Annotated in this window: 22 protein-coding genes; 12 read left to right on the forward strand and 10 right to left on the reverse strand. The window is 72.7% G+C overall.

The window, feature by feature from the left end:
- Positions 1 to 33: 33 nt before the first annotated feature.
- The 3 genes from ACULK2_RS16935 to ACULK2_RS16945 all read right to left on the reverse strand — a co-directional run bounded on the left by ACULK2_RS16935 (position 34) and on the right by ACULK2_RS16945 (position 5,297).
- The gene (locus tag ACULK2_RS16935; protein WP_445967967.1) at positions 34 to 2,703 is read right to left on the reverse strand and encodes an adenylate/guanylate cyclase domain-containing protein; all 2,670 of its coding nucleotides are present in this window, start codon (positions 2,701 to 2,703) and stop codon (positions 34 to 36) included.
- Between the two features lie 69 nt (positions 2,704 to 2,772).
- Positions 2,773 to 3,906, reverse strand: a complete 1,134-nt coding sequence (locus ACULK2_RS16940; RefSeq protein ID WP_445967966.1) for a class I SAM-dependent methyltransferase — start codon at positions 3,904 to 3,906, stop codon at positions 2,773 to 2,775.
- Between the two features lie 8 nt (positions 3,907 to 3,914).
- Entirely contained in the window at positions 3,915 to 5,297 is a 1,383-nt protein-coding gene (locus ACULK2_RS16945) for an ion channel protein (RefSeq protein WP_445967965.1), read from the reverse strand.
- A gap of 188 nt (positions 5,298 to 5,485) precedes the next feature.
- Here ACULK2_RS16945 and ACULK2_RS16950 point away from each other — a divergent pair, with 188 nt between their 5' ends.
- Both ACULK2_RS16950 and ACULK2_RS16955 read left to right on the forward strand, forming a co-directional pair.
- The gene (locus tag ACULK2_RS16950) at positions 5,486 to 8,632 is read left to right on the forward strand and encodes a hypothetical protein (RefSeq protein ID WP_445967964.1); all 3,147 of its coding nucleotides are present in this window, start codon (positions 5,486 to 5,488) and stop codon (positions 8,630 to 8,632) included.
- Between the two features lie 79 nt (positions 8,633 to 8,711).
- Positions 8,712 to 9,500, forward strand: a complete 789-nt coding sequence (locus ACULK2_RS16955) for a hypothetical protein (RefSeq protein WP_445967963.1) — start codon at positions 8,712 to 8,714, stop codon at positions 9,498 to 9,500.
- Between the two features lie 39 nt (positions 9,501 to 9,539).
- Here the strand turns inward: ACULK2_RS16955 and ACULK2_RS16960 are convergent, their stop codons facing one another.
- Positions 9,540 to 9,917 carry an ArsR/SmtB family transcription factor gene (locus ACULK2_RS16960; RefSeq protein ID WP_445967962.1) on the reverse strand — a complete coding sequence of 126 codons (378 nt, stop codon included), beginning with the start codon at positions 9,915 to 9,917 and terminating at the stop codon, positions 9,540 to 9,542.
- Positions 9,918 to 10,007: 90 nt separating this feature from the next.
- Here ACULK2_RS16960 and ACULK2_RS16965 point away from each other — a divergent pair, with 90 nt between their 5' ends.
- From ACULK2_RS16965 to ACULK2_RS16980, 4 genes are all read left to right on the forward strand, one after another.
- Entirely contained in the window at positions 10,008 to 11,324 is a 1,317-nt protein-coding gene (locus ACULK2_RS16965) for an FAD-dependent oxidoreductase (protein ID WP_445967961.1), read from the forward strand.
- Between the two features lie 161 nt (positions 11,325 to 11,485).
- Positions 11,486 to 12,379 carry a metalloregulator ArsR/SmtB family transcription factor gene (locus ACULK2_RS16970; RefSeq protein ID WP_445967960.1) on the forward strand — a complete coding sequence of 298 codons (894 nt, stop codon included), beginning with the start codon at positions 11,486 to 11,488 and terminating at the stop codon, positions 12,377 to 12,379.
- A gap of 81 nt (positions 12,380 to 12,460) precedes the next feature.
- A complete protein-coding gene (locus ACULK2_RS16975) occupies positions 12,461 to 12,877 on the forward strand; it encodes an arsenate reductase ArsC (RefSeq protein WP_445967959.1) in 417 nt (138 codons plus the stop codon).
- Positions 12,874 to 13,539: an arsenate reductase ArsC gene (locus tag ACULK2_RS16980; RefSeq protein ID WP_445967958.1), complete on the forward strand. Its 666-nt coding sequence runs from the start codon at positions 12,874 to 12,876 to the stop codon at positions 13,537 to 13,539. Before ACULK2_RS16975 ends, ACULK2_RS16980 begins: the two co-directional genes overlap by 4 nt.
- A gap of 69 nt (positions 13,540 to 13,608) precedes the next feature.
- Here the strand turns inward: ACULK2_RS16980 and arsA are convergent, their stop codons facing one another.
- Positions 13,609 to 15,372, reverse strand: a complete 1,764-nt coding sequence (gene arsA / locus ACULK2_RS16985; protein ID WP_445967957.1) for an arsenical pump-driving ATPase — start codon at positions 15,370 to 15,372, stop codon at positions 13,609 to 13,611.
- A gap of 337 nt (positions 15,373 to 15,709) precedes the next feature.
- Between arsA and ACULK2_RS16990 the strand changes: the two genes are divergently transcribed.
- The 4 genes from ACULK2_RS16990 to ACULK2_RS17005 all read left to right on the forward strand — a co-directional run bounded on the left by ACULK2_RS16990 (position 15,710) and on the right by ACULK2_RS17005 (position 18,259).
- Entirely contained in the window at positions 15,710 to 17,161 is a 1,452-nt protein-coding gene (locus tag ACULK2_RS16990) for a GGDEF domain-containing protein (RefSeq protein ID WP_445967956.1), read from the forward strand.
- 80 nt (positions 17,162 to 17,241) lie between these two features.
- Positions 17,242 to 17,544: a DUF7882 family protein gene (locus tag ACULK2_RS16995; RefSeq protein WP_445967955.1), complete on the forward strand. Its 303-nt coding sequence runs from the start codon at positions 17,242 to 17,244 to the stop codon at positions 17,542 to 17,544.
- A gap of 46 nt (positions 17,545 to 17,590) precedes the next feature.
- Positions 17,591 to 17,905 (forward strand): DUF7882 family protein, encoded by a 315-nt coding sequence (locus tag ACULK2_RS17000; protein WP_445967954.1) that lies wholly within the window; start codon positions 17,591 to 17,593, stop codon positions 17,903 to 17,905.
- 75 nt (positions 17,906 to 17,980) lie between these two features.
- On the forward strand, positions 17,981 to 18,259 hold the full coding sequence (locus ACULK2_RS17005) for a hypothetical protein (protein ID WP_445967953.1): 279 nt from the start codon (positions 17,981 to 17,983) through the stop codon (positions 18,257 to 18,259).
- Here ACULK2_RS17005 and ACULK2_RS17010 read toward each other — a convergent pair.
- The 5 genes from ACULK2_RS17010 to dnaK form a co-directional block, all read right to left on the reverse strand.
- Positions 18,244 to 19,026: an EAL domain-containing protein gene (locus ACULK2_RS17010; protein ID WP_445967952.1), complete on the reverse strand. Its 783-nt coding sequence runs from the start codon at positions 19,024 to 19,026 to the stop codon at positions 18,244 to 18,246. The two genes, ACULK2_RS17005 and ACULK2_RS17010, sit on opposite strands and share 16 nt — an antisense overlap.
- 130 nt (positions 19,027 to 19,156) lie before the next feature.
- Positions 19,157 to 19,579, reverse strand: a complete 423-nt coding sequence (locus tag ACULK2_RS17015) for a heat shock protein transcriptional repressor HspR (RefSeq protein WP_445967951.1) — start codon at positions 19,577 to 19,579, stop codon at positions 19,157 to 19,159.
- Complete coding sequence (locus ACULK2_RS17020; RefSeq protein ID WP_445967950.1) at positions 19,579 to 20,580, reverse strand: DnaJ C-terminal domain-containing protein; 1,002 nt, start codon at positions 20,578 to 20,580, stop codon at positions 19,579 to 19,581. Before ACULK2_RS17020 ends, ACULK2_RS17015 begins: the two co-directional genes overlap by 1 nt.
- Positions 20,581 to 20,672: 92 nt before the next feature.
- Complete coding sequence (locus tag ACULK2_RS17025) at positions 20,673 to 21,335, reverse strand: nucleotide exchange factor GrpE (protein ID WP_445967949.1); 663 nt, start codon at positions 21,333 to 21,335, stop codon at positions 20,673 to 20,675.
- 2 nt (positions 21,336 to 21,337) lie between these two features.
- Complete coding sequence (gene dnaK / locus ACULK2_RS17030; RefSeq protein ID WP_445967948.1) at positions 21,338 to 23,218, reverse strand: molecular chaperone DnaK; 1,881 nt, start codon at positions 23,216 to 23,218, stop codon at positions 21,338 to 21,340.
- Positions 23,219 to 23,746: 528 nt separating this feature from the next.
- On the opposite strand from dnaK, the gene ACULK2_RS17035 reads away from it, so the two are divergent.
- The gene (locus tag ACULK2_RS17035; RefSeq protein ID WP_445967947.1) at positions 23,747 to 24,649 is read left to right on the forward strand and encodes a putative endonuclease domain-containing protein; all 903 of its coding nucleotides are present in this window, start codon (positions 23,747 to 23,749) and stop codon (positions 24,647 to 24,649) included.
- A gap of 513 nt (positions 24,650 to 25,162) precedes the next feature.
- Positions 25,163 to 25,723 (forward strand): hypothetical protein, encoded by a 561-nt coding sequence (locus ACULK2_RS17040; RefSeq protein ID WP_445967946.1) that lies wholly within the window; start codon positions 25,163 to 25,165, stop codon positions 25,721 to 25,723.
- Positions 25,724 to 25,755: the final 32 nt, after the last annotated feature.

Below are 25,755 nucleotides of genomic sequence, written 5' to 3' on the forward strand. Positions count from 1 at the left end.
CCCCCTTCGTCAGGACGCACGGCGCCCGCGCCGTCACCCGGCGTCGGCCGTGGGGTCGCGACCGAGGGCGTACGCGACGGCCTGCGACAGGTCCATCTTCAGGCCCGCCCGGTAGAGCGGCGCCAGGTCCTCGCGCGTCGGATCGAGCTCATCGATCGAGAGCCCGCGGATGCGCGTCATCTCGTGGTCCACGATCTTCGCGCCGGACGAGTTGCGGAGGCCGCGCACCGCCCCGGCGAGGCGCGCCGCGCGCTCGTCGTCTCCGGCGGCCTGCGCGAGCGCGGCCGCGAGCGAGAGGAACAGCACGACGGCCGAGACGTCCCGGTGACGGGTGAAGAGCTCGAGTCCCTGCTCGAGGTAGACCCACGACGTATCGATGTCGTCGAGCCGGGCGCTGAAGATGGCGACCTCGAACATGCCCCAGCCCATGCCGAACTCGTTGCCGGCGCGCCGGTAGTGCTCGATGCTCTCGTTGAAGAGCTCGAGCGCGCGCGGGATGTCGTCATCGAGGTCGGAGACCGCGAGCCCGCGCCCCCAGGTGATGTTGCCGAGCCCGTTCTCATCGCCGAGCCGCCGGTAGATCGCCTCGCCCTCGTCGTAGAGGCCGAACACCTCACGGCGGACCTCGTCGGTGACGCCCGCCGTCACCGCCGCCACGGACTGCCCGATGGCCGAGTTGTAGATCGCGTTGGCGATCTCGGCGGGATCGCCGAGCTCGCGCTGGATCACGAGCGCCTCACGGTAGGGCGCGATGCACCGGTCGATCTCGCCCTGCCACCAGTACACGCCGCCGAGCGCCTCGAGTGCCAGGGCGCGGTGCCGGGGCTCGCCGCCCGGCAACGACACCACGGTCTCGAGTCGGCTGCGGCCCTCGTGGAGGTGACCGCGGGACTGCCAGAACCGCCACGACGCGGCGGCCAGCCGCAGCGCGAAGTCGGTCTCGCCGTGGACGGCCGCCCAGTCGAGCGCGGTGCGCACGTTGTCGTGGTCGGCGTCGAACCGGTCGAGCCACTCCGAGCGGTCCTCCCCCATGACGTGCGCGGCGACCTCCTCGGCCCAGTCGGCGTACGCCTCGAGGTGACGGCGGTGGATCGCCGCCGCCTCGCCGCTCGCCTCGAGCTTCAGCAGGGCGACCTCGCGGATCACGTGCAACGTTCGGAAGCGCGCCCAGCCGCCGGGCGCCGAGACCTGGCGCAGCAGGCCCTGGTCGACGAGCTCGGAGAGCCCGCTCAGCAGGTCGATGCCGACGTCGCCGCAGACGCGCTCGATCTGCTCGAGGTCGGCGCCGCCGGCGAACACCCCGAGTCGTGCGAAGAGCTCCTGGACGGGCGGGTCGAGGAGGTCGTGGCTCCACGCGATCGCCCCCTCGATCGTCCGCTGGCGCTCCGGCAGGTCGATCGACCCGGTACCGGGCCTCGCCGGATCGAGTCGCGCGAGGATCTCGGGGACCGGCAGCAGTCGTACGCGCGACGCGACGAGCTCGATCGCGAGCGGGAGGCCGTCGAGCCCGCGCACGAGGTCGGACACCGCGGCGGCGTTCTCGGGCGTCACCGCGAAGTCGGGGCGCACGGCCGTCGCCCGGTCGACGAACAGTGCGACCGCGTCCGCCTGCGTCACGCGAGCGGGATCGCGCCGGTCCGGGAGTTCCATCGGCTCGAGCGGCATCTCCTGCTCGGCGGCGATCCGCAACGGCCCTCGGGAGGTGACGAGGAAGCGCGACCTCGGCGACGCCGTCACCAGGTCGGCGACGAGGGATGCCGCGGCGATGACCTGCTCGAAGTTGTCGAGGATCATCAGCACCTCGCGGTCGGCCATCCGGTCGAGCAGCGCGTCGCGCGGCGGCCGGTTCCCCGGAGCCGAGTCCTCGCCGAGCGAGCGCAGCACCTGCGACGGCACCACGTCGGGGTCGTCGAGTGGCGCCAGGTCGACGAAGCACACGCCGTCGCGGAACCGGTCGCCGAACTCGGCGCCGACCTGGAGGGCGAGGCGAGTCTTGCCCGTTCCGCCCGTGCCCGTGATGGTCACGACCCGCGAGGACTCCAGGAGTTCGCGCACGCGTGCGCACTCGCGCCGGCGGCCCACGAAGTGCGTGACCTGCGACGGCAGGTTGTTCCGCACGACCTCGAGCGACCGCAATGCGGGGAAGCTCCTGGCGAGGCCGTCGACGTCGAGCTGGAAGATCCGCTCGGGCTGCGAGAGGTCGCGCAGGTGGTGCCGCCCGAGGTCGCGCAGCGCGACCCCGCCGGGCAGTTCGTGCTCGACGAGCGCGGCGGTCGCGGCCGAGAGCACGACCTGCCCGCCGTGCGCGGTGGCCGTGATCCGGGATGCGCGGTGGACGTCCAGCCCGATGTAGTCGTCGCCACCGAGCAGGCCGAGGCCCGTATGGAGCCCCATGCGGACCTTGGGCGCGAGGCCCTCGGGCCACACGTGGCCGGCGATCGCGCGCTGGGCGGCGACCGCTGCGGCCACCGCGTCGACGGCGGACGCGAAGGCGGCGAAGAAGCCGTCGCCCTCGGTCTTGACCACCGTGCCGCCGCACCCGGTGATCGCGTCGCGCACGATTCGGTCGTGCTCCTCGAGCAGCGCGGGCCAGCGCTCGGCGGCAGCCTCGACGAGACGGGTCGACCCCTCGACATCCGTGAACAGGAAGGTGACCGTCCCCGTCGGGAGACGACGACGGCTCGTCGCGGCCGTGGTGGTCACCCTCCGAGCCTGACAGGTTCGCGGCGCTCCCGCACGCCCCAGTTCCGGGCGCGCGACCCGCCCCGGGCGTCAGCGGCGGGTGGAGGCGGTGACGGTGAACTTCGGGTTGCGGGCGATCTGGCGGGTGGGCCCGACGATGTGCTCGAGCAGCGGGCGGTAGCGCAGGTGCGAGTTCCAGACGCACCAGAGCTCGCCGCCGGGAGCGAGCACGCGCGCGGCCTCGCCGAACAGGTGCGTGGCGATGCCCGTGTGGACGGCGGCATCCGAGTGGAACGGCGGGTTCAGCACGACGAGACGTTCGCTCGCGTCGGGCAGGTGCTCGAGACCGTCGGCGCGGGTCACCTCGACGCGCTCGGCGACGCCGTTCGCGACGGCGGTGAGACGAGCGGATGCCGCGGCCGCCGCACTCCGGTCCGAGGCGCGCACCACGAGCCCCGGGCGCTCGCGAGCGAGCCAGGCGGCGACCACGCCCGAGCCGCACGCGAGATCCACGGCGGTCGGGGCGTCCGGCACCGCATCGCCGAGCACGCCGAGCAGGAAGCGGGTGCCGATGTCGACCGTCGCGCCCGCGAACACGCCGCCGTGGGCGACGACCTCGAGATCGAGCGCGTCGTCGCGCGCCGCCCGCGGCCACGACGCGATCGTGGCGCCCCCTTCGGCCGACGGCGCCGTCGCGACGAGCACGCGCGACTTCTGCCGCGCGTGCGAGACGTCGACGCGGTCGAACCACCGGCCGAGCACGTCGTTCATCGCGACCGACATGTGCTTGATGCGACCTCCGGCGACGACGCGGACGTCGGGCGCGGCGTGCCGCGCGATGAGACCGGCGACCTCGTCGAGCCGGTCGAGCGAACGGGGGAGGCGCATGAGGACGATCCGGGCGCCCTCCACGAGCTCGGGCGCGAGCGGAAGGCTGCGTGGACGGTCCGCGTCGGGGATGCCGAGCCGGACCGCGTTCTCGGCGAGCGCGCGCTCGCCGGTGATCGGGTCCTGGTGCACGCGCACGTCCCGTGCTCCGGCCGCGACGGCGCCGAGCGCGAGCGCGCCGTAGGCGTCGTCGACCACGACGACCGCGGCCGGGACGGAGGCCGCCTCGGCGAGCGCGGGCGCCGACTCGTCGAGGATCAGGCGGTCCGCGGCATCCGCGGCGGCCAGGCCCGGCGCCTCGAGGTCGGGGTGCCGGCGGAGGGCGTCGAGATCCACCCCGAACCCTACCCGCGGTCGTCGCGCGGTGCGTCCGCGGGGTCGTCGCGGTCGGGCGCTGCCGCGTCGGGCGTCGCGGCCGGCGCGGGCGTCGCGGCCGGTTGGGTGTCGGGTGCGGCCGGCGACCCCCCGGCCGGCGCTCGCGACGTGATCCGGAACTCCGGCGCCTTCGAGACGAGCAGCCACGTCGGCAGCACGATCGCGCACAGCCACGACAGCAGCGAGATGTCGCCCGACACGGCCACCGCGAGGAAGAGCGCGAGCCAGCCGTCGCGCGTCACGACGAGCAGGATCCCGAGCAGGGCGCACGCGACGGCGAACGCGAGCGGGATGTCGGGGAACAGCGCGTGCCCGAGCATGCCGAATGCGACGCCGATGAAGGCGGCGGGGAAGACGCGGCCGCCGCGGAACGCCGCGCTCGCCGCCACGAGGAGCGCGAGGATCTTCACCCCCACGATGAGCGCGAGGGTCGGCGCGTCGTAGTCGTCCGGGTTCTCCAGGAGTTCGCCCATCTGGTCGAGACCCTTGAAGAGGGTGATCGGTCCGCCGAGCAGGCCGAGCAGCCCGAGGACGAACCCGCCCGCGGTGGCGATGAGGATCGGGTGCCGCAGGCCGTGGAACGCGCGGTGCACCAGTGGGAAGAGGTACGTCGCGGCGAGCCCGACGATCACGGCGGCGATCGCGATGAGCGTTCCCCAGAGCAGGTCGATGGGCTCCAGCGCCTCGAGCGGGATCTGGAACTCGAGCGGCGGCGCGCCGAGCAGGTGCATCGTGAGCGCCGCAGCCGCCGCCGAAGCCAGCGGCAGGAACAGCTTGTCCCAGAGCGCACCGCCCCCGCGCACCGCGGCGAGGATGCCCGTGAACAGCAGCGCCGCGGCGACGGGCGAGCCGAACAGCGCGCCGATCGTGCCCGCGCCGGCCATGAGCATCGCGAGCTTCGCGCCGACGCGCGGCATGAACCTCCCGAGCACGGCCACGGCGAGTGCGACGTTGATCGCGATGATCGGGTTCTCCGGCCCGAGGCTCACCCCGCCGGCCAGGCCCAGCGCGGTCACGACGGCGAGTCCGGGCAGCACACGGAGCCGGAGCGGCGGCTCGACGAGCTCCGTCGTCGCGGTGTCCGGGCCGCCGTGGCCCGGGAGCAACTGCAGGCAGACGCCGACGGCGAGACCCGTCGCCGTCAGGACGACGACGATCCACCACCCGTCGGGCGCGATGCCGAGCGCCTCCGGCACCGTGGTCCAGACGAGGTCCTCCAGCGCGCCCGCGCTGACGTCGAGCAGGCGAAGCACGAGGGCCGACAGCACGCCGATCACGATCGCGGGCACCGCCAGCAGCGCCAGCTGCGCCGGCGTCGGCGCCGGCATGGCCTCGTCGGATGGCTCGCTCATCGCCGCTCCCCCACTGCGCGGGCCTCTCCCGCGACCTCGAGGTCGTGCTCGCCCGCCCCCGGGCGACGACCCTCCGCCCACGATAGGGCGCTGCGGCCCGGCCCGCGATGCGGATTTCGCCCCCGAACGGGGCGCGGCGCGCCATCCGTCGCAGGACTATCGTCACGCCCAGGCCGGGAGGGGGGACCATGGCCGTGATCGTCGAACCCGCCTCGGCGTCGACCGTGGCCGCGCAGGCGCGGGCCGCGGCGTCGCTGAAGCGCTGGGTGAGGTCCAGGCGCCCGCGCGCGCTGCGCGCCATCGTCGCGGTGGCCGTCGCGCTCGCGGCCATCATCGCGCTCGCCGAGATCGACCGGCTCATCGCGGGCGCCCTGAGCGCGTCGGGGCGCAGCGCGTCGCTCAACGGCACGATCGGCCCCCTCGCGCTGCTCTCCCGGGAGAGCTGGGCCGAGTGGGCGTCGAGCGCGAGCCGCGGCTCGATCGGCGGATGGATCATCGCGTCGATCCTCATCGACCTGGCGCTCATCGCCGCGTACTTCTGGTTGGCGAGGCGCCTCATCTCCCGGATGGGGGACGAGGATCCGCGCCGGTACGCGCGCACGGCCCTCATCGTGCTGCTCGGCGTCGAAGCCGCCGAGTTCGTCGTGCTGCTCGGGGGCGCGCTGCTGCTCGTGTTCGGCGGAGCGCCGGTCCCCGCCGACCAGGCCGGCCTGCTGGCACCGCTCGGGCCGATCGCGATCACCGAGGCGGTGCTCGGCACGCTCAAGTGCGCGCTCGTGGTGCTGCTCGGGATCTTCGTCCTCCGGGACGCGCTCGCGCGGCGGGTGATCTGGACCGCCGTGCGCCGTCTCGCGCAGGCGCTCTGGCTGCATCGCCTCTCGACCGTGCTCGTCCTCGCGCTCGCGGTCCTCACGTGCATCCCGACCGAGGGCGTGCTCGACCAGCTGCCCGACCTGCAGCGCCGGTGGGCGCAGGTCGACCTGGATCCGACGGCCGGGCTGCACATGGCGTGGGGCCTCATCGCGATCGCGATCGCCGTGCTGTGCGCATGGGCCCTCGGACGGGCGCGCACGCGCGCGCTGGCCTCAGGCGTCCGTGGATTCGACGTGACGAAGGTGGAGCCGCACCGGAAGCACGCGCTGTGGTGGCTCGCCCCGATCATCGTCTGGCTCGTGCTCTGGGGATCGACCGGGTGGCTGACCGGGGCCTGGCTTCCGGGGTGGGCGGCGATCGCGTTCCTGGCGGTGCCCGCGCTCGTCATGCTCACCTGGCTGCTGTGGTGGGATGCCGGGTGGCGCATCACTCCGCGGCCGGACCGCCTCGACCGCGCCCGCTGGGCGTGGCTGACGGGAGACGCGATCGCCGTCGCCATCCCGGTGATCGCGGGACTCGGCCTCGTGCGATCGTTCACGGCGCCCGTGTTCGCCGGTCAGCTCCGGTACGAGAGCGGACTGACCTACCCGTTCTCCGTCGTCCTCCTGCTGCTCGGGCTCGCCATGGCGGTCGGCTCGCCGTGGCTGCTGCGGTGGAGGTGGCACGTCCCGCTGCTCCTCGATCCGACCGTCCGCGTGGATGCGGACGCCGGCGTGCCGCGGCGGCGGCGCATCCACCTCATGGTGATCGTGCTCGGGTTCGTCGCCGGCCTCGCGTTCCTGGCGTTGATCGGCCTCCTGCCCGTGCAGACCGCGGCGCTGTTCGGGGCGCCGGCGCTCGCGGTGCTGCTGCTCACCGCGTGGGGCGCGGTGCTCGGTGCGTTCACGGTCGTGCTGCAGGACCATCCACCGGCGCCCGTCTTCCGGTTCCTCCGACTCCGCGCCGACCCGGTGCTGACGCTCGCCATCACGATCCCGTTGATCTGGGCGATCATCGCGCCCGTGATCGGTGCGGACGACCCGGGCCTGCACGGCACGCGCACCGGTGCGGTCGCGAACGGCGGCGACGCCGCTGCGGCGCGGGAGGCCGACACGTCGTTCGAGGACCAGGTCGATGACCGACTCGACCAGCTCGCGACGTCCGGTTGCACCGCCCGCGTCGGCGACGCGGAGTTCACGCCCGCCCTCGTGGTCGTCGCCGAGGGCGGCGGCATCCGCGCGGCGTACTGGACCGCCCGGGCGCTCGACCAGCTCCGCGGCCCGGTCGACGACGCGGACTGCATGTCGGCCTCGGTGCTCGCCTCGAGCGGGGTCAGCGGCGGCTCGGTCGGGCTGGCCGTCGCCGCGACCGAGCGTCGCAGCGCGAAGGAGCTCGAGGCGCTGGCCGGTCCCGACGCCGTGGGCACCGGCGCCGCCTCGCTGCTGGTGGGCGACCTGGTCGCCTCGGTGACCGGGCTGCGGATGCCGTCGAACGTGGCGGGCGAATGGGCGTGGCGGGACCGGGCGTCCCTCATCGAGGGGATCTGGGTCGACTCCGTCAACGGCCTCGAGGAGACCGTGGCACTCGATGAGCCGGGTCGCGTCGGGATCCCGGTGCTGAACTCCACCGACATCCGCTCGAAGTGCAAGGTGCTCGTCTCGAACGGGCTCACCACAGAGGCCGGGCCGTCGCCCGCGCCGCCCTCGACATCCGGCGCCGCCGGAGCGGCGCCCGACGCCGACGCGGAGGCCGCCGCAGCCGCCGTCGAGGCCGACCCGAGCGTCGGCTGCGAGATGCCCGCGACGGCGCCGGCCGCGAGCCTCCCCGTGGCGTCCGCGTGCTTCTCGGAGATGGACTGGGCGACCGCCGCGATGCTCTCCGCGCGCTTCGCGGTGATCACGCCGGCCGCACGCATGCCCGGCGAGAGCGTCTGCGGTGACGCGAGCATGCAGCTCGTCGACGGCGGGTACGCCGAACCGACGGGCCTCGGCACGGCCGCCGACCTGGCACCGGTCATCGCCGATCGCATCGCGGCGTGGAACCGGCAGCACCCGAACGCGGATCCGATCGTGCCGATCCTCGTGTACCTCAGGAACTCGGCGGGCTACGACCTCCGGCGCAGCCTCGAGGACGTGACCGCGGAGCCGCTCGTGCCGCTCGTGGGGTACCCGGCGCTGACCAAGGCGAGCACCGAGCAGGCGCTGCGTCAGCGCGCGACGGCGGCGTTCGTCACGATCGGCGAGGAGGACCGCGCGGGCGCGGCCGTCATCGAGGAGGTGCAGGACTGCGCCAACGACGGATGCCTGCCGGGCCTGGAGGTCATCGTCGCACCCTCCACGGTGCCGGCCGTGATGCCGCCGCTCGGCTGGGCGTTGAGCGGGTTCAGCATCGAGAGCCTCGACCGGGCGATGCTCGTGCAGACGCAGCCGTCGACCACGGAGGTGCCGAACCTCCACACGCTCCGCTCGCTCACCGAGGACTGAGCGACAGCTCGCGCCCGGCCGCGCGACCCGGTGGCGGCCATCAGCCTCGTTTGGTAGGTTCGGCCCCCGAATGCGAGGCATGGCGGGAGCACCGGGGGAGCGCCGCGCGGCGAGGGGATCGACCACGCGGCGTCCGTCGTCTGCGCCGTCGGGACGCCGCGCCGCGGCATCCGGTCCTCGGGTCGCGCCGCCCTCGCCGCGCCGGGCTGCGGCATCCGCCCGCCCTCGCCGCCGGATCGGTGCCGCACCGGGCGCCACCCTCGCCGTCGCCGGCCTGCTCTCGACGCTCGCGCTCGCACCGCTCCCCCGCGCCGAGCTGCCGGTCGCCGAGGCGTCCGTCACCTCGCTCTCGCCGTTCGCCGGCGACGTCCAGGCGGTCGAGGTCGATGGCGACATCGCGCCCGCCAGCGTCTCGCGCGAGGGCTACTCGACGACGACCGGGCCCGAGACGCTCGTGGACTCCGGGACGAACTACGACTGGGCGAAGCTCGTGCTGGTCTTCGGCGACTGGCCGCTCACCGACGAGAACGTGCGGCTCATGGTCGAGTGGATGCGCGAGGAGAACGGGCCCGACAACTGGTGGAACCGAAACAACCCGCTGAACAACGGGTACGGCTCCGGCGGGGGCAGCGGGCTCGGCAGCTACGACACGCTCGTCACGGCCGCCGAGTACGCGGCCTCCAACCTGGAGAAGCGCTCGTTCTACGCGGGCATCGTCGCGGGCCTCGAGGCCGGCACGTCGGCGGATGCCACTGCGCGGGCGATCTGGGCATCGCCCTGGGCGTCGAGCCACTACGGCAACGGCGCGTGGTGGTCGACGTCCCCCGTGCCCGTCGTCGCGGCGCCCGCGTCGGCCTGGGGTCGCTGAGCCGGCCTGTCGCGCGCCGCACGCGTCGGGCGTCAGGCGTCAGGCGTCGGCGAGGAGCTGCGACATCCGGTCGAGGGCGCCAGGCACGAGCCTGTAGTAGGCCCACGTGCCGCGCTTGCTGCGCTCGAGGAACCCCGCCGTCGTGAGGATCTTCAGGTGGTGCGAGACGGTCGGCTGACTCAGGCCGACGGGCTCGATGAGGTCGCACACGCACGCCTCCTCGCCCTCCGACTTCGCGACGATCGACAGCAGTCGCAGTCGCGTGGGATCGGAGAGGGCCTTGAACGAGGCGGCGAGCTGATCGGCGCGCTCGGCGTCCATCGGCTCGGTGACGAGCGGGCTGCAGCAGGCGCCGCCGCTCGCGCCCGTGGACGGGCCGACGCCGGTGGCGACGGGAGTGAGCTCCAAGGTCCTCATGTGATCGATCCTATCCTGAATATTGACAAACTTCGATGGATGGGACGACACTGGGCATCGACGAACTTCGATATTCCGGAAAGGCCCGACATGACCCTGCTCGACCTCACCCGCCCCGCGACGCGCTCCGAGCGCCTCGACACGCTGCCCGTCGCGATCATCGGCGCCGGCCCGATCGGGCTCGCCGCCGCGGCGAACCTCATCGAGCGCGGCATCGACGTCCTCGTCTTCGAGGCCGGCGACCGGGTCGGCGCGAGCATCCGCGAGTGGGGCCACATCCGCCTCTTCTCGCCGTGGCGCATGCTCGTCGACCCCGCCTCGCGGCGACTGCTCGAGGCGTCCGGATGGCAGCACCCCACCGAGGACGGCCTGCCCACCGGTGCCGAGCTCGTCGAGCAGTACCTCGAGCCGCTCGCCGCGCTCGAACCGATCGCGTCGCGCATCCGCCTCGGGGTCGACGTCACCGCCGTCGGGCGCGAGGGCATGGACCGCACCCGGACCGCGGGGCGGGCGGCGACGCCGTTCGTGCTGCGCGTGCGCGAGGCATCCGGTGCGGTGCAGGATGTCGCGGCGCGCGCCGTCATCGACGCGTCGGGAACCTGGCGCACCCCGAACCCGCTCGGCTCGAGCGGCCTCGACCCGCTCGGGCTCGACGAGGTCGCCGACTCGGTGACGCACGCGCTGCCCGACGTGCTCGGCGCCGACCGCGCCCGCTTCGCGGGCCGCCGCGTGACCGTGGTCGGCGCCGGGCACTCCGCCGCGAACACCCTGCTCGCCCTCGCCGCGCTCGCGCGCGAGGTGCCTGGGACCCGCGTCACGTGGGCGATCCGCAACGCCACCGCCGTGCGCGTGACGACCTCGGAGGACGACGGGCTCGCCGCGCGCGCCTCGATCGGGCGTCGCGTCGACGACCTCGTCGCGGCCGGACGCATCGACGTGCTCGACCGGTTCGAGATCGTCCGGCTCGGCCGGGCCGCCGACGGCGGGGTCCGCATGGTCGGCTCGCGCGGCGGCGAACTCGTCGAGCACGAGGCCGACGTCGTGGTGAACGCCACGGGCTTCCGGCCCGACCTCGGCATGCTGCGCGAGGTCCGCCTCGAGCTCGACGACGTGGTCGAGGCGCCGAGGCGCCTCGCACCGCTCATCGACCCGAACGTGCACTCGTGCGGCACCGTCGAGCCGCACGGCTTCGCCGAGCTGCGCCAGCCCGAGGACGGCTTCTTCCTCGCCGGCATGAAGAGCTACGGCCGGGCGCCGACGTTCCTCCTCGCGACCGGGTACGAGCAGGTCCGCTCGATCGCGGCGTGGCTCGCGGGCGACACCGCCGGCGCGGCGAACGTGCAGCTCGCGCTGCCGGCCACGGGGGTGTGCTCGACGAGCCTCGACGGGTCGAGCGGCTGCTGCTGATCCGCCCGCCTGCCGCCTGCCCGCCTGCCCGCCTGCCAGCCGCGGCGTCGCCCAGCTCGACGCGTGCATGAGCATCCGGTGGACGGCCCGGCCTGGGGGCGCATCGCGCGGATTCTCCTGCACCGGGGTTCGGCGCACCGCGCTCGCATAGACTGACGTCTATGCAGATGGGCGGGACGGATGCCGCGGCCGGCGGCCTCGCGCTGATCGCCGACCCGACGCGCGCGCGCATGCTCGCGCTCATCCTGGCGAGCCCCGACGGTCGCGCCACCGTGACCGCGCTCGCCGACGAGCTCGGGCTCCGGCAGCCGACGGTGTCGCACCACGCGAAGGCGCTGCTCGACGATGGCCTGCTCGTGCGCGAGCCCGAGGGGCGCCGCGCCTGGTACTCGATCGCCCCCGATCGGCTCGACCGCGTCACCGAGCTCCTCGGCGCACCCGTGTCGGCGCCCGACCAGGCGGCGATCGAGCGCGTGGTCGACGACCTCGCCGCCCGCTTCGCGGGCACCTTCGGCCGCGAGACCGTCGAGCGCTACGTGCGCGAGAGCCGCGACCTGCTCGCCGAGCGCAGCGGGGTGTCGACGCGGTTCACGTCACGTGCGGCGGGCTTCGCCGCCGAGCGCCTCGCCGCACTCGCGGCGCAGGGCAGGGGGGCCGGTTCGACCACGCCCGAGGTGCTCTTCGTGTGCGTGCAGAACGCCGGGCGGTCGCAGATGGCCGCAGCGATCCTGCGGCACCTCGCGGGCGATCGCGTGCATGTGCGCACGGCCGGCTCCGAGCCCGCCGATGCCGTGTCGCCCGCCGTCGTCGGGGTGCTCGACGAGATCGGCGTGCCCGTCGGCGGCGCGTACCCCAAGCCGCTGACCGACGAGGTCGTCCGTGCCGCCGACGTCGTGATCACGATGGGCTGCGGCGACGCCTGCCCGGTCTACCCGGGCAAGCGCTACGAGGACTGGGAACTCGACGATCCGGTCGGCCGTCCGCTCTCGGACGTCCGCGGCATCCGCGACGACATCGATCGCCGGGTGCGCGAGCTCATCGCGAGCCTCGCCTGAGGGCGGCGAGCCCGCGGCATCCGCTCGACAACGCATAGATTACGATCTATGCTTTGGGGAGATCGAGCGAAAGAGGTCACCATGTCCGACAAGCCCACCGTCCTGTTCGTGTGCGTGCACAACGCGGGCCGCTCGCAGATGGCCGCCGGCTACCTGCGCGAGTTCGGCGGCGACCGCGTCGAGGTGCTCTCGGCCGGCTCCGCACCGAAGGACGAGATCAATCCCGTCGCCGTGCAGGTTATGGCCGAGGAGGGCATCGACATCGCCGGCAACACGCCCAAGGTGCTCACCACCGAGGCCGTGCGCGAATCCGACGTCGTGATCACGATGGGCTGCGGCGACGCCTGCCCGATCTTCCCGGGCAAGCGCTACGAGGACTGGGAGCTCGACGACCCGGCCGGCCAGGGCATCGAGGCCGTGCGCCCCATCCGCGACGAGATCCGCCGCCGCATCGAGGAACTGCTCGGCGAGATCCTCCCGGAGGCGGCCCGCGCATGACCGCCCGCACCGGCCAGGCCGCCCTCGACGACCCGCACGAGGTGCTGCACCGCAGCGCCGAGCGGCTCGCGGCGCACTTCGACGGCATCGTGAACGCCGAGACCGTCGAGCGCGTGGTCTTCGAGTCGTACGCCGGGCTCCTCCGCACCGCGAAGATCACGGTGCACCTGCCGAGCCTCGCCTACCGGTTCGCGAACGAGCGGCTCACCGCGCTGGCGCAGGCGAAGGGCGCGATCCCCAAGGCCGTGCCCGAGGTGCTGTTCGTGTGCGTGCAGAACTCGGGGCGCTCGCAGATGGCGGCGGCGCTCATGCGCGAGCTCGGCGGCGGCCGCGTGCACGTCCGCTCGGCCGGTTCTGAGCCGGGGGGCGCCATCCTGCCCTCGGTCGTCGAGGTCATGACCGAGCAGGGCATCGACCTCGGCGAGGAGTTCCCGAAGCCGCTGACCGACGACGTCGTGCGCGCCGCCGACGCGGTCATCACCATGGGCTGCGGCGACGCCTGCCCGGTCTACCCCGGCAAGCGGTACCTCGACTGGCACCTCGAGGACCCCGCCGGCCTCGACCTCGACGGCGTCCGACGGGTGCGCGACGACATCCGCGACCACGTCGAGCGGCTGCTCGCCGAGATCGCGCCTGCGGCGGCGAACGTCCCGGCGCAGTGATGGCCGATCCGCGATCGCGATGAGCCGGACGGACCGGGAGAGGCGCGGGCCGTCGAGGCGCTCACCTGATCAGCCGACCGTCAAGGCCGCGAGACGAGGCACGCCCACCGGCGCCTCGGCCAGCAACGGGACGAGCGCCATGCGCTTCGCGATGCCGCCCACCCGGGCGATCTGCGCGAGCTCGTTCGCAGCACGTCGTCGGAGGAACGGGGACTGCGGGCCGGCCGCGGCGATGGAACCGTCGACCACCCACGCCCACGGGTGGATGCCGGCTCGCTCGAGGTCGGCGGCGAGTCGCTCGGCCTCGAGGACCGGCGTGGTCTCCGGCGAGGTGACCAGCACGACCTTGGTCAGCCCCGGATCCTGCAGACGCATGAGCGGCGTGATGAACCCCGTGGCGCCACCCATCTGACGTGCGATCTCGCGGTGGTACGAGCCGGTGGCGTCCAGCAGGAGCAGGGTGTGACCGGTCGGTGCGGTGTCGACGACCACGAACCGGCGGCGCGCCTCCGAGATCGCACGGGAGAACTCGTGGAACACCGCGACCTCGTCGTTGCACGGCGACATCAGGTCCTCGGCGAGCGCCGCACGCCCGTCGTCGTCGAGCGCCTTCCCCTTCGTGGCCATGACCCGTTCGCGATAGGCCCGCACCGCGGCATCCGGATCGATGCGCTCGACCGCGAGGTTCGGCATGGTCCCGCCGTCCATGGTCCGCGTGAGGTGGGCCGCGGGATCCGTCGTCGTGAGCAGGACCGAGTGGCCACGATCGGCCAACCGGACCGCGATCGCCGCGGCGATCGTCGTCTTGCCGACACCACCCTTTCCCATGCAGAGCACGAGACCGTGACCGTCGCGTTCGATCTCGTCGACGAGAGAGGACAAGGGCGGGTACTGCGGCGGCGGCTGCGGGGCGGTGCCGCCCATCCGGCTGGCGCGGCCGGCGGAGCGACGGCCCTCGCCGGCGAACAGGGCCCGCACGGCGTCGACGCCGACGATGTTCTCGGCCTGCAGGTCGATCACATCCCGGGGCAGCGCCGCGATGCGGGGCGGGAGGGCCGCGATCGCCTCCGCCTCGCGACGCCGAACCATCGATGCGAGCGGCTCGTCGCCGGCGTCAGCGGGAAGCACGCCGTTCACCACGACGTACCCTCCCGTCATCCCGATCTCGCCGAGTTCGCCGAAGGTGCGCTCGAGCTCGGCGAGCGAGGATCGCTGGGCACGGGTGACGAGGACGAGTCTCGTGCGATCGGGGTCGGTGAGCACGTCCACGGCGTTCGCGTACGTCGCCGTGTGGCGCTCCAGGCCGGAGAGCGGCCCCAGACACGATGCATCGCCGCCAGCGGTGAGGAACTCGCTCCAGGATCCGGGCAGCTGGAGGAGCCTGATGGTGTGGCCGGTCGGCGCCGTGTCGAAGACGACGTGGTCGAAGCCGGCCGCCTCGCCGCCATCGAGGAGCAGGTCGGTGAACTGATCGAACGAGGCGATCTCGGTCGTGCACGAGCCGGACAGGCTCTCACGGACGCCCTCGAGTTCGGAGTCCGGCATCGCGTGCCGCAACGGGCTGAGGATGCGCTGCCGATACGCCTCCGCGGCCTGCTCGGGATCGATCTCGAGGGCCGACAGCCGCGGCACGGACGCGATCGCGGTGACCACGTTCCCGATCGTCGCCCCGAACACCTCGCCGATGTTCGAGGCGGGATCGGTGCTCACGAGGAGGACGTGCCTCCCGGCATCCGCCAGCGCCACCGCCGCCGCGCAGGCGACGGAGGTCTTGCCCACGCCGCCCTTCCCAGTGAAGAACAGGAATCGTGGTGCATCCTCGAGGAACCGCATGCGACCTCCTTCGGATCCTCGACGATCCTGACGCACCCGGGACGCCGACATCGGGACCTCGGTCTCACCGCTCCGATCCACTACACGCGAGCATGGCTCGGGTCAACCCCTCTTGACTCGATCCGGAAGAATACGGGCCTGATGCTGCGGGCCGGATAGAGTCACTGAACCGACGTGCAGCGTTCGCTTCTGCGCGACCGAAACCTCGCCGGCGTTCGCGCCGACCCGATCACCTGGGGGTCCGCATGAGCTTCAGTACGCCCGCATGCCGCGGCGACGCCGTTGCGGTGCACGCCCGGGTCATCCCTCGACCGGCACGGTCGCTCGGACGCGTCCGATGACGATCTCCGACACGCAGACCTCGATCGGCGGCGGCGCTCGCGAACTGGACTCGTCGTACGCCGATCTCTTCCACGTCGCCCCCTGCGGCTACCTCACCACGACGCCCGACGGCGTCATCACCCGCGTGAACGGCACGCTCGAGGCCTGGACCGGGCGCTGCGCCGCGGAGCTGGTGGGATCCCGATTCGTCGACCTGCTCGCGACGGCCGGCCAGCTGTTCTACGAGACGCGCTACGCCACGGTGCTCGAGCAGTCCGGCGAGGCGCGTGAGGTCGCCCTGTCGATCCGGTGCGCCGACGGACGCGACCTTCCCGTGCTCGTGAACGCCATCCGCGTACCCGCCGAGGACGGACGGCAGGAGGAGATCCGGACGGCCGTGTTCGACGCCACCGAGCGGCAGGAACGCGAACGCCAGCTCCTCCTGGCCCGCCGGCAGGCGGAGGCGTCCGAGGCACGGGTGCGACTCCTCCAGGACGCCTCGATCGCCTTCGGCCTCGCCATGAACGAGCAGGAGCTCGCCGAGGCCCTCATCTCGCGCGCGCGGACCGGCCTCCTCGCGGTCGGCGCGGCCGTGCTGCTGCTGAACGGCAATCAGGAGACCGGGGTGATCGCCGACGGCGTGCAGGTCGACCCGCTGCTCTCGACCGCGATCGTCGGTCTCGTGTCGCAGGCGATCGAGACCGGTGAGATCGTCACCGTCGAACGGCTCGAGCAGGCGGACGCGATCGCCCCCGACCTCGGCTCCGCGATGCGGGAGCAGCACCTCTCCGCGCTCAGCATCGCCCCGCTCCGCGGCGCCACGGGAACGAAGGGCATCCTCCTGTGCTTCTACGATCGCGACCAGGACTTCGACGCCGAGACCCTCGCCGTCGAGGCCGCGATCGCGCGCCACGCCGCCCAGGTGCTCCGTCGGGTCCGGCTCCAGGACGAGCTCGCGCACCGGGCGCTCCACGACCAGCTCACGGGACTCGGCAACCGGAAGCTGCTCGAGGAGCGACTCGACGCCGAGATCTCGGGCGCCGAACGCGACGGGCGACCCCTCTCGGTCGTGTTCATCGACCTCGACGGCTTCAAGCCGATCAACGACGAACTCGGCCACCGGCTCGGGGACGACGTCCTCGTCGAGGTCGCCGGGCGGCTGCGCCATGCGGCCCGGGCGTCCGACCTGGTCGCCCGGTACGGTGGGGACGAGTTCGTGGTCGTGTGCCGGAACGCGGATGCGACGTCCGCTGGGGTGCTCGCGGAGCGGTTCAGGCTCGAGGTCGAGCGGCCGCTGCGGAGCCTCCCGGCGAGGTACGCCGTGGCCGCGAGCATCGGCGTCGCGACGTGGGATCCCGGACTCCGGTCCGGACCGGTGGAGACCGACCGGCTCCTGCACCTGGCCGACGAGGCGATGTACGTCTCGAAGCGGACGGGTCGCAATCGCGTGACCTCGGTCTCGGCGTAGCAGCCGAGACGATCCGGCGCCGACCCACCCCGTCGGTGCCCTGCACACCCGTGCACCCGATGCCTGAGGAAGGAGGCGACATGGGAACCCTGGAGTACGACTCCAAGCTCTCGGCGGCGTTCGACGACCGGACGCTCGCGCACCTGCAGGTGGTGATCTGGTCGAAGCTTCGACGCGGTGAGCACTTCGCGTTCACCTGGGTCGACGAGGAGGCCGCATCACCCCGGACGTCGGTCTGGTGCAGTCCGACGATCCCGATGACGTTCCAGTTCGAGCAGGCGGAGGTCCCCGAGCTCAACCCGCAATGGCTGGAACTGCTGACCAAGGCCGCCAACTCGGCCGGCGGGCTCCGACTGCTCCCCGAACCGGACACGGGCGCATGACGCCGCACCGCACGCCCCCGCACCGGCTGACATCGAGAGGAATGGCATGGGCACGCTGATCTACGGTCCGCGCATCTCCGAGTTCGAGATCGAGGACCGCACACTCGCGCACCTCCAGTTCGTCATCGCGGCGAAGCTGCAACGGGGGGAGCAGTTCATGTTCACCTGGAGCCACGGGGTCGAGCGCGGCAGCGGTCGCAGCGCGATCTGGATCAGCCCCTCCGCGCAGGTGCATTTCCGGTTCAGCGGCAATCGCGCGCCGCAGCTCAATCGGGTCTGGCTCGAAGTGCTCATGGACAGCGCGAACAGCCGCGCCGGCCTGCACTGGGTGCCGGAACCGGCCGAGGGCGCACCCAGCTGATCCGCCCGGTTCGGTTCCGGCGCCGATTCCCCGACCACCTCCCACCTCCCACCTCCCACAGAACGGAGACACATCGTGCTGATCCATCGTCTGACCGTCGACGGCAAGGACTACTTCCTCCCCGACCCCGTCGACGAGCTGCGTGCGAAGGTCCTGGAGGCCGTCAAGGCCGGCGGCGGCTACGTCAACATCCCGCCGCTGCGCGGCGGCCCGGGCGTCGACATCCTCTTCTCGCCGGGCATGCCCGTCACCTGGACGCAGCTCGACATCGGCGAGGGCGAGGGCCCCGGCACCGGGTCGGGCTCGAGCGGCGGCCCCGACGAGACCTTCCCGGACCCCTACAGTTCCCTCTGACCCGGACCGGCGGCCTCGGCGGCGAGGCGCTCGGACATCTGCTCGGGCCGAATCGGACGCCCGAACAGGAAGCCCTGCGCGCGATCGAAGCCGAGGCGCCGGACCGCGTCCCACTGCCGTTCGTTCTCGACCCCCTCGGCGACCGAACGCAGGCCGTGTCGCCGGGCGTACGCGACCAGTGCGGCGGCGACCTCGTCGTCCTCCGGGAGGCGCTCGATCACCGAGCGATCGACCTTGACCTCGCTGATCGGCAGGCCTCGAGCTCGGAACTCGGCCTCGTCCACGGTCCGGACGTCGTCCAGCGAGATCCCGAGGCCGAGCGCGCGCAGCCGGTGGAGCTCATCGGTGGCGGATGCCGGCGACGGACGGGACTCCGTGAGCTCGAGCGTGAGGAGTGCCGGAGGGTGCGCGAACTCGCCGAGCCGGCGCAGCACTCCGTCGGCGAAACCGGCGTTCGCGAGCTGGACGGCCGCGACGTTCACGGCGATCTCGATGCGCCGATCGGCTGCGAGGAGGGCGGCACCGTACCGGCACGCCGCCCGGAGCATCGCGTCGCCGAGGGCGTCCATCGACCGGCTCTCCTCCGCGATGGGGATGAAGTCCTGAGGAGGGATGACGCCGCGCTCGGGGTGGTACCAGCGGCTCAGCGCCTCGAGCGCCGCGGTGTCGCCACTCGTCGCATCGACCTGGGACTGGAAGACGGCGGCGATCTCACCGCGGGCCGCCGCGCGCGGCAACTCGCGGATCACCCACTGCTCGGATCGCATGTCGCACCTTCCCCGCCCCGGATGGGGACCTGAGCATTCTGCCCACGGTATCCGGAATCGGTCAAAGCGCTTGGCATCAGGATCGAGATCTGTATAATCCCGCTGCAGTGGGATCGGCGCGCGCCCGGTGTCAGCCCCGCTCGAGCGGTCGCCACACCACGACCGCGTTCTCGCGCCGCACGCGCGTGCCCGACCGGAGCGTGACGACCTCGCCCTCGGAGCCGGCTGCGAACACGCGGCGGCCCGGGCGGTTCAGCATCTCGTCGGCGAGCGCGCGTTCGAGTTCCCGCACGCGCACGCGCAACTCGTTCACCTCATTCTCGAGCCCGAGCACGCGGCGGATGCCCTCGAGGCTCACGCCCTCGCTCGAGAGCTGCTGGATCTCACGGAGCTGCGCGACGTCCCGCATCGAGTAGCGACGGGACTTGCCGGCGGTCCGCTTCGGGGAGACGAGTCCCATGCGGTCGTACTGGCGGAGCGTCTGCGGGTGCATGCCCGCCAGCTCGGCCGCGACCGAGATGACGAACAGCGGGCTCTCGCCATCGACCTGCATCAGGCGCTCCGGGCCTTGGCGAGGAGGTCCTCGCGGGGGTCCTCGTCGGGCAGCAGGCCCGAGAACTCGCGGAGCTTCTCCTCCGCGTCCTTCGACAGGTGCGCCGGCACCGCGACCTGGACGACCGCGAGCAGGTCGCCCGTGCCCTTCCTTGTCTCGACGCCGCGACCCTTGACGCGCAGCACGCGCCCGCTCGGGGTGCCGGGCGCGACACGCAGCTTCACCGGCTCGCCGCCGAGGGTGGGCACCTGGATGGTCGCGCCGAGCGCGGCCTCCGCATAGGTGACGGGCACCGTGACGCGGAGGTTCAGGCCGTCGCGCTCGAACACCGGGTGCTTGCGCACCTTCACCGTGAGCACGATGTCGCCGGCCTCGCCACCGTCGGGCGACGGGTGCCCCTTGCCGCGCAGGCGGATCTTCTGGCCGTCGGCGACGCCCGCGGGCACGTTCACGCTGATCTCGCGGCCCTCGGCGGTCTGCAGCGTGATGCGGTCGCCCTTGGTCGCGGTGATGAAGTCGAGCGTGGTCGACGCGGTCACGTCGCGGCCCTTCGTCGGGCCGCCGTAGCCGCGGTAGCCGCCGGTCGGCTGGCCGAAGCGGCCGCCGCCGAAGAGCCCGCCGAGCAGGTCGTCGTAGTCGCCGCCGGGCGCGCCGCCCTGGCGGAATGTGTAGCGGGTGCCGCCGCCCTGCTGGCCGAACATGCCGCCGAAGACGTCCTCGAAGCCGCCTGCGCCGGCACCGCCCGGCGCCGTGAAGCGGGCGCCGCCGCCCATGGCGCGGACCGCGTCGTACTCCTTGCGCTCCTCGGGATCGGAGAGCACGGAGTTCGCCTCGCTGATCTCCTTGAACTTCGCCTCGGCCGCGGCATCCCCCGGGTTCTGGTCGGGGTGGTATTTGCGCGCGAGCTTGCGGTACGCCTTCTTGATGTCGGCGTCGCTGGCGTCCTTCGAGACGCCGAGCGTGGCGTAGAAGTCCTTGTCGAACCAATCCTGGCTGGCCATCGGCGCCTCCTCCCTCGAAATCTAGCGGGTGATGAGCGGCCGACCCGCAGCGTCCGGTCGATGACCGGATGCCGCGGGCCGGCCGCCGTGCGTCACGCGGGCGTCTTGACGACGACCTTGGCCGCGCGCAGCAGCGTGCCGCCGAGCAGGTACCCGGTCTCCACGACGTCGGCGACCGTGTCGACCTCGATCTCGTCGGAGTGCTGCTGGAAGATCGCCTCGTGGCGCTGCGGGTCGAAGGGCTCGCCGACCTCGCCGAACTTGGCGAGGCCCAGCTTCTCCACCGAGGCGCGCAGCTTCGCCGCGATCGTCGCGAACGGGGTGTCCCCGTCGAGGTCGCCGTGCTTCTCGGCCCGGTCGAGGTCGTCGAGCACCGGCAGCAGCACCGCGACCGCCGCGCCGATCGCGCGCTCCCGCTCCACCTCGCGATTCGCCTCGGTGCGCTTGCGGTAGTTGGCGTACTCCGCCGTCACCCGCTTGAGGTCGGCGAGGTGCTCCGCCGACGGATCCTCGACCTCGGCCTGCGCCGCGTTGAGGATGTCGTCGACCGTCAGCTCCTCGTCGCCCTCGGCGACCGTGTCGGCGTCGGCTGCGTCCGGTGAAGCGGATGCCGCGGCATCCGTCGCACCGGGCGCCCCCGCGGGAGCGGACGCATCCGCCCCCTCGGGCGCCTTGCGAACCTCACCCGTCTCGGGGTCGATCCGCCGCTTGTCCCGGATGATCGGCTCGTCGTGGTTCTGGTTCTCGTCGGCCATGGTTACTTCTTCTCGTCCTCGTCGTCGATGACCTCGGCGTCGACCACGTCCTCATCGGAGGACTCGGCACCCTCGGCGCCCGACGCGTTCGCGTCCTCGCCGGGGTTGGCGCCGGCCGTGGCATCCGCCTGCTGGCCCTGCGAGTAGATCGCCTCGCCGAGCTTGCCCTGCGACTGCGAGAGCTTCTCGAACGCCGACTTCACCGCGTCGTCGTCGTCGCCGGCGAGGGCCGACTTCAACGCGTCGACGTCGCCCTGGACCTCCGACTTGACGTCGGCGGGGAGCTTGTCGTCGTTGTCCTTGATGAGCTTCTCGACCGAGTAGGCGAGCTGCTCGGCCTGGTTGCGGGTCTCGGCGGACTCGCGGCGCTTCTTGTCCTCGGCTGCGTGCTCCTCGGCGTCGCGGACCATGCGCTCGACGTCCTCCTTGGGCAGCGCCGAGCCGCCCGAGATCGTCATCGACTGCTCCTTGCCGGTGCCCTTGTCCTTCGCCGACACGTGCACGATGCCGTTGGCGTCGATGTCGAACGTGACCTCGATCTGCGGGATGCCGCGGGGCGCCGGGGCGATGCCCGTCAGCTCGAACGTGCCGAGCGGCTTGTTGTCGCGGGTGAACTCGCGCTCGCCCTGGAAGACCTGGATCGCGACCGACGGCTGGTTGTCGTCGGCGGTCGTGAAGGTCTCGCTCCGCTTGGTGGGGATGGCGGTGTTGCGCTCGATGAGCTTGGTCATGATGCCGCCCTTGGTCTCGATGCCGAGGCTCAGGGGGGTGACGTCGATGAGCAGCACGTCCTTGCGCTCGCCCTTGAGGACGCCCGCCTGGAGGGCGGCGCCGACGGCGACGACCTCGTCGGGGTTCACGCCCTTGTTGGGCTCCTTGCCGGTCTCCTTCTTGACGAGCTCGGAGACGGCGGGCATGCGGGTCGAGCCGCCGACGAGCACGACGTGGGCGATGTCGGACAGCTTGATGCCGGCCTCGCGGATCACGTCCTCGAAGGGCTTCTTCGTGCGGTCGAGCAGGTCGGTGGTCATGTTCTCGAACTGCGCGCGCGTGAGCGTCTCGTCGAGGTTGGCCGGGCCGTTCTCGGTGAGCGAGAGGTAGGGCAGCTGGATGCTGGTGCTCATGCTCGAGCTCAGCTCCTTCTTGGCCTGCTCGGCGGCCTCCTTCAGGCGCTGGAGGGCGATCTTGTCCTTCGACACGTCGACGCCCGTCGAGTCCTTGAACCGCTTGATGAGGTGCTCGACGATGCGCTGGTCCCAGTCGTCGCCGCCGAGGCGGTTGTCGCCGGCCGTCGCGCGGACCTGGATGGTCGAGAAGTCGTCGTCCTTGCCCACCTCGAGGAGCGAGACGTCGAAGGTGCCGCCACCGAGGTCGAAGACGAGGATGAGCTCGTCCTCCTTGCCCTTGTCGAGGCCGTACGCGAGCGCGGCGGCCGTGGGCTCGTTGATGATGCGCAGGACGTTGAGGCCCGCGATCTCTCCGGCCTCCTTCGTGGCCTGCCGCTCTGCGTCGTTGAAGTACGCCGGCACGGTGATGACCGCGTCGGTCACGGTGTCGCCGAGGTACTGCTCGGCGTCGCGCTTGAGCTTCTGGAGGATGCGCGCCGAGATCTCCTGCGGCGTGTACTCCTTGCCGTCGATGGCCGCCGACTTCCAGTCGGTGCCCATGTGGCGCTTGACCGACGAGATGGTGCGGTCGACGTTGGTCACGGCCTGGCGCTTGGCGGTCTCGCCGACGAGCACCTCGCCGTCCTTCGTGAACGCGACCACCGACGGGGTGGTGCGGAAGCCCTCGGCGTTCGCGATGACGACGGGCTCGCCGCCCTCGAGGACGCTGACGACCGAGTTCGTGGTGCCCAGGTCGATTCCGACTGCACGTGACATGTGTGTCTCTCCTTCTGCCGGGGGTCTCGCGGTAGTCGCCCTCCGGCGATCGGCCCGGCGGTGCCCGCCCGCGGCCGAAGTCCGTAGCTCGGCGAGACTTGAGCCTCGCCGACTCAAGTGTCGAGCGCGCCCGAATCGATGTCAAGTCGGAACAGCTGAACTTGAGCCTACTCGACTCAACTCTCGGTCGGCTCACAGTATTCCGGCGCCCAACCACCTCCCCCTTCTCCTCTCCGTTCCACTCCTTCCCCTCGCCCCATCGATCGAGATGCCACCTCTGCATGCGTCCGGGCCCTCCTTCTCCGCCGCAGCTGGCATCTCGGTGTAGGACCGGCGCGGCTGGGCGGGGCGGGGGTGGCGGCGGGGCGGGGCGGGGGCGGCTGGGCCGGGCGGGCGCGCGGGCGGATGCCGCGGAGGCGGGGGTGCGCGTTCGCCGAGCCGTCCTGCACACGACGGCCGCCGACGGGTCGCACGACTCGTCCGGTCGTGCCGCGACATCCTGCGGTGCCCCACCGGGAGGCTGACCGCGTGAAGTCCCCGTCGCCCCTCCCTCCCGCGATCGTCGGCCGACCGTTCCACGTGCATCGGGCCGCCGAGCTCGGCGTCTCGCGTGTCCGCCTCCGGGCGCGAGACCTGGAGATCCCGTTCCGTGCGGTGCGCGCGCCTGCCGGGACCGAGACGCTCGACGAGCTCTGCCTCGCCTACGCAGAGCGGATGGCTCCGGGGCATGTGTTCAGCCATGCGACCGCCGCACGGCTCTGGGGTCTGCCGCTCCCCGGGCGCGGACTCCTTCCGTTGCACGTCGCGGTCCCCGCGCCGCACCGCGAGCCCCGCATGCGCGACGTCGTCGGGCACCGCCTGGGCACCGGCATCCCGACCGCTGAGCACCGGGGTGTCCGCCTCGTCGCTCCGGCGGACGCCTGGTGTCAGCTGGCTGCTTCGCTCAGCGCAGACGACCTCATCGCCGCGGGCGACCGACTCGTCGGCTGGCGTCGGCCGCTCGCGACGCCGGAGGAACTTCGGCTCGCGGTCCGGAGGCATGGGTCTCGACGCGGCGCGGTCCGGTTGCGCGAAGCCCTCGCCGAGGTCCGCCCCGGATCGGCGTCGCGGCGCGAATCGCTGCTCCGGTTGCGGGTCGTGAGGGCCGGCTTCCCCGAACCCGAGCTGAACGCCCCCATCGAGCTGGGCTCGGGCTGGACGGTGCACGGCGATCTCGTGTTCCGCCCGTATCGCGTCCTCCTGGAGTACGACGGCGAGCAGCATCGCCTCGACGACCGGCAGTTCCACCGAGACGTGGAGCGCTTGAACGACCTCGCGGCCGACGGTTGGATCGTGGTCCGGATCGGCCGGATGCTCCCGCCGCAGCGCGCACTCGCGCAACTCGGACGCGCGCTCCGCTCACGCGGATGGACGGGCGAGCGCGACGCCTGACCGTCGACCGCGGCGCCCCGCGCGCCGTGTGCCCCGCTTGCGCGCCCGAGCCCCGCTTGCGCGCCCGAGCCCCGATCGAAATGCCACCTGTGCACGGCGCGACGCCGCGACACCGTGCACAGGTGGCATCTCGAGCTGCGCGACGGGCGGGAGGCTGGCGGCGCAGGGGCGGAGCAGGGGCGGCGCGAGGGGCGGAGCGAGGGGCGGAGCGAGGGGCGGCGCGAGGGGAGCGGCAGCGATGAGGTCGAGCAGGAGATGGGTCGGCGGGATCGCGGTCGCGAGGCTGGCACTGGGAGCGGCCGGTGCGGCCGGCGCGGCCGGCGCGGCCGGCGCGGCGGCCCGAGGAGGTCTCCGGCGAGGACCTCGACGAGTTCTTCCAGATCTGGCTGCACGACCAGGCGAAGCCGCCGGCCGACTGGACGACGCCCGCGCCGGGGCACGGCATCGGGTGCGCGGGCCGGTCGCTGTGCGGAACGACCCGCCCGGGCGTTCCCGTCGCCGTACGCTGGGCGGATGACCCGCCTCACGCACCCGCGCACCGTCGCGCCGGTCCTCGCCGCCCTGTTCGTGCTCGGTCTCGTCGGATGCACCGGCGGGGACCCCGCCCCGTCGGCCTCGCCGGAATCCGCGAGCGCTTCGACTGCGCCCGCCGATTCGCCGAGCGACGAGCCGACGGCCGACTCGACCACGATCCCGGCGACCTGCGAGACGGTGCTCACGCCCGCCGCCTACGCGAAGCTCGAGGCCGATGGGCTCGAGGCGCGGGCCGCAACCCTGTTCGACCCGGTCGCCCTCGCGATCGCCGACGAGGGCGGTCTGGTCTGCTCGTGGGGCGAGCCGAACACCGACAACGTGGTGGACGTGGCGCAGATCGCGGTCGGCGACGACGAGCAGGAGTGGCTGTCGCAGCTCGAGGCGGCCGGCTACACGCCGAGCGACGACCCGGTGCCGGGCGGCTACCGTGGGCAGCCCGACGAAGCGAACGGCATCAGCCCCGTCGTCGTCATCGACGCCGGAACCCTGGTCTACGTCAGCACGCCGATCTACGCGGAATTCCTGCGCCCGACGAGCTGAGCGCCCGTCCAGCCGACGCTCGGACCCGGCGC

The organism is Agromyces molybdatiresistens (genome assembly GCF_052748445.2).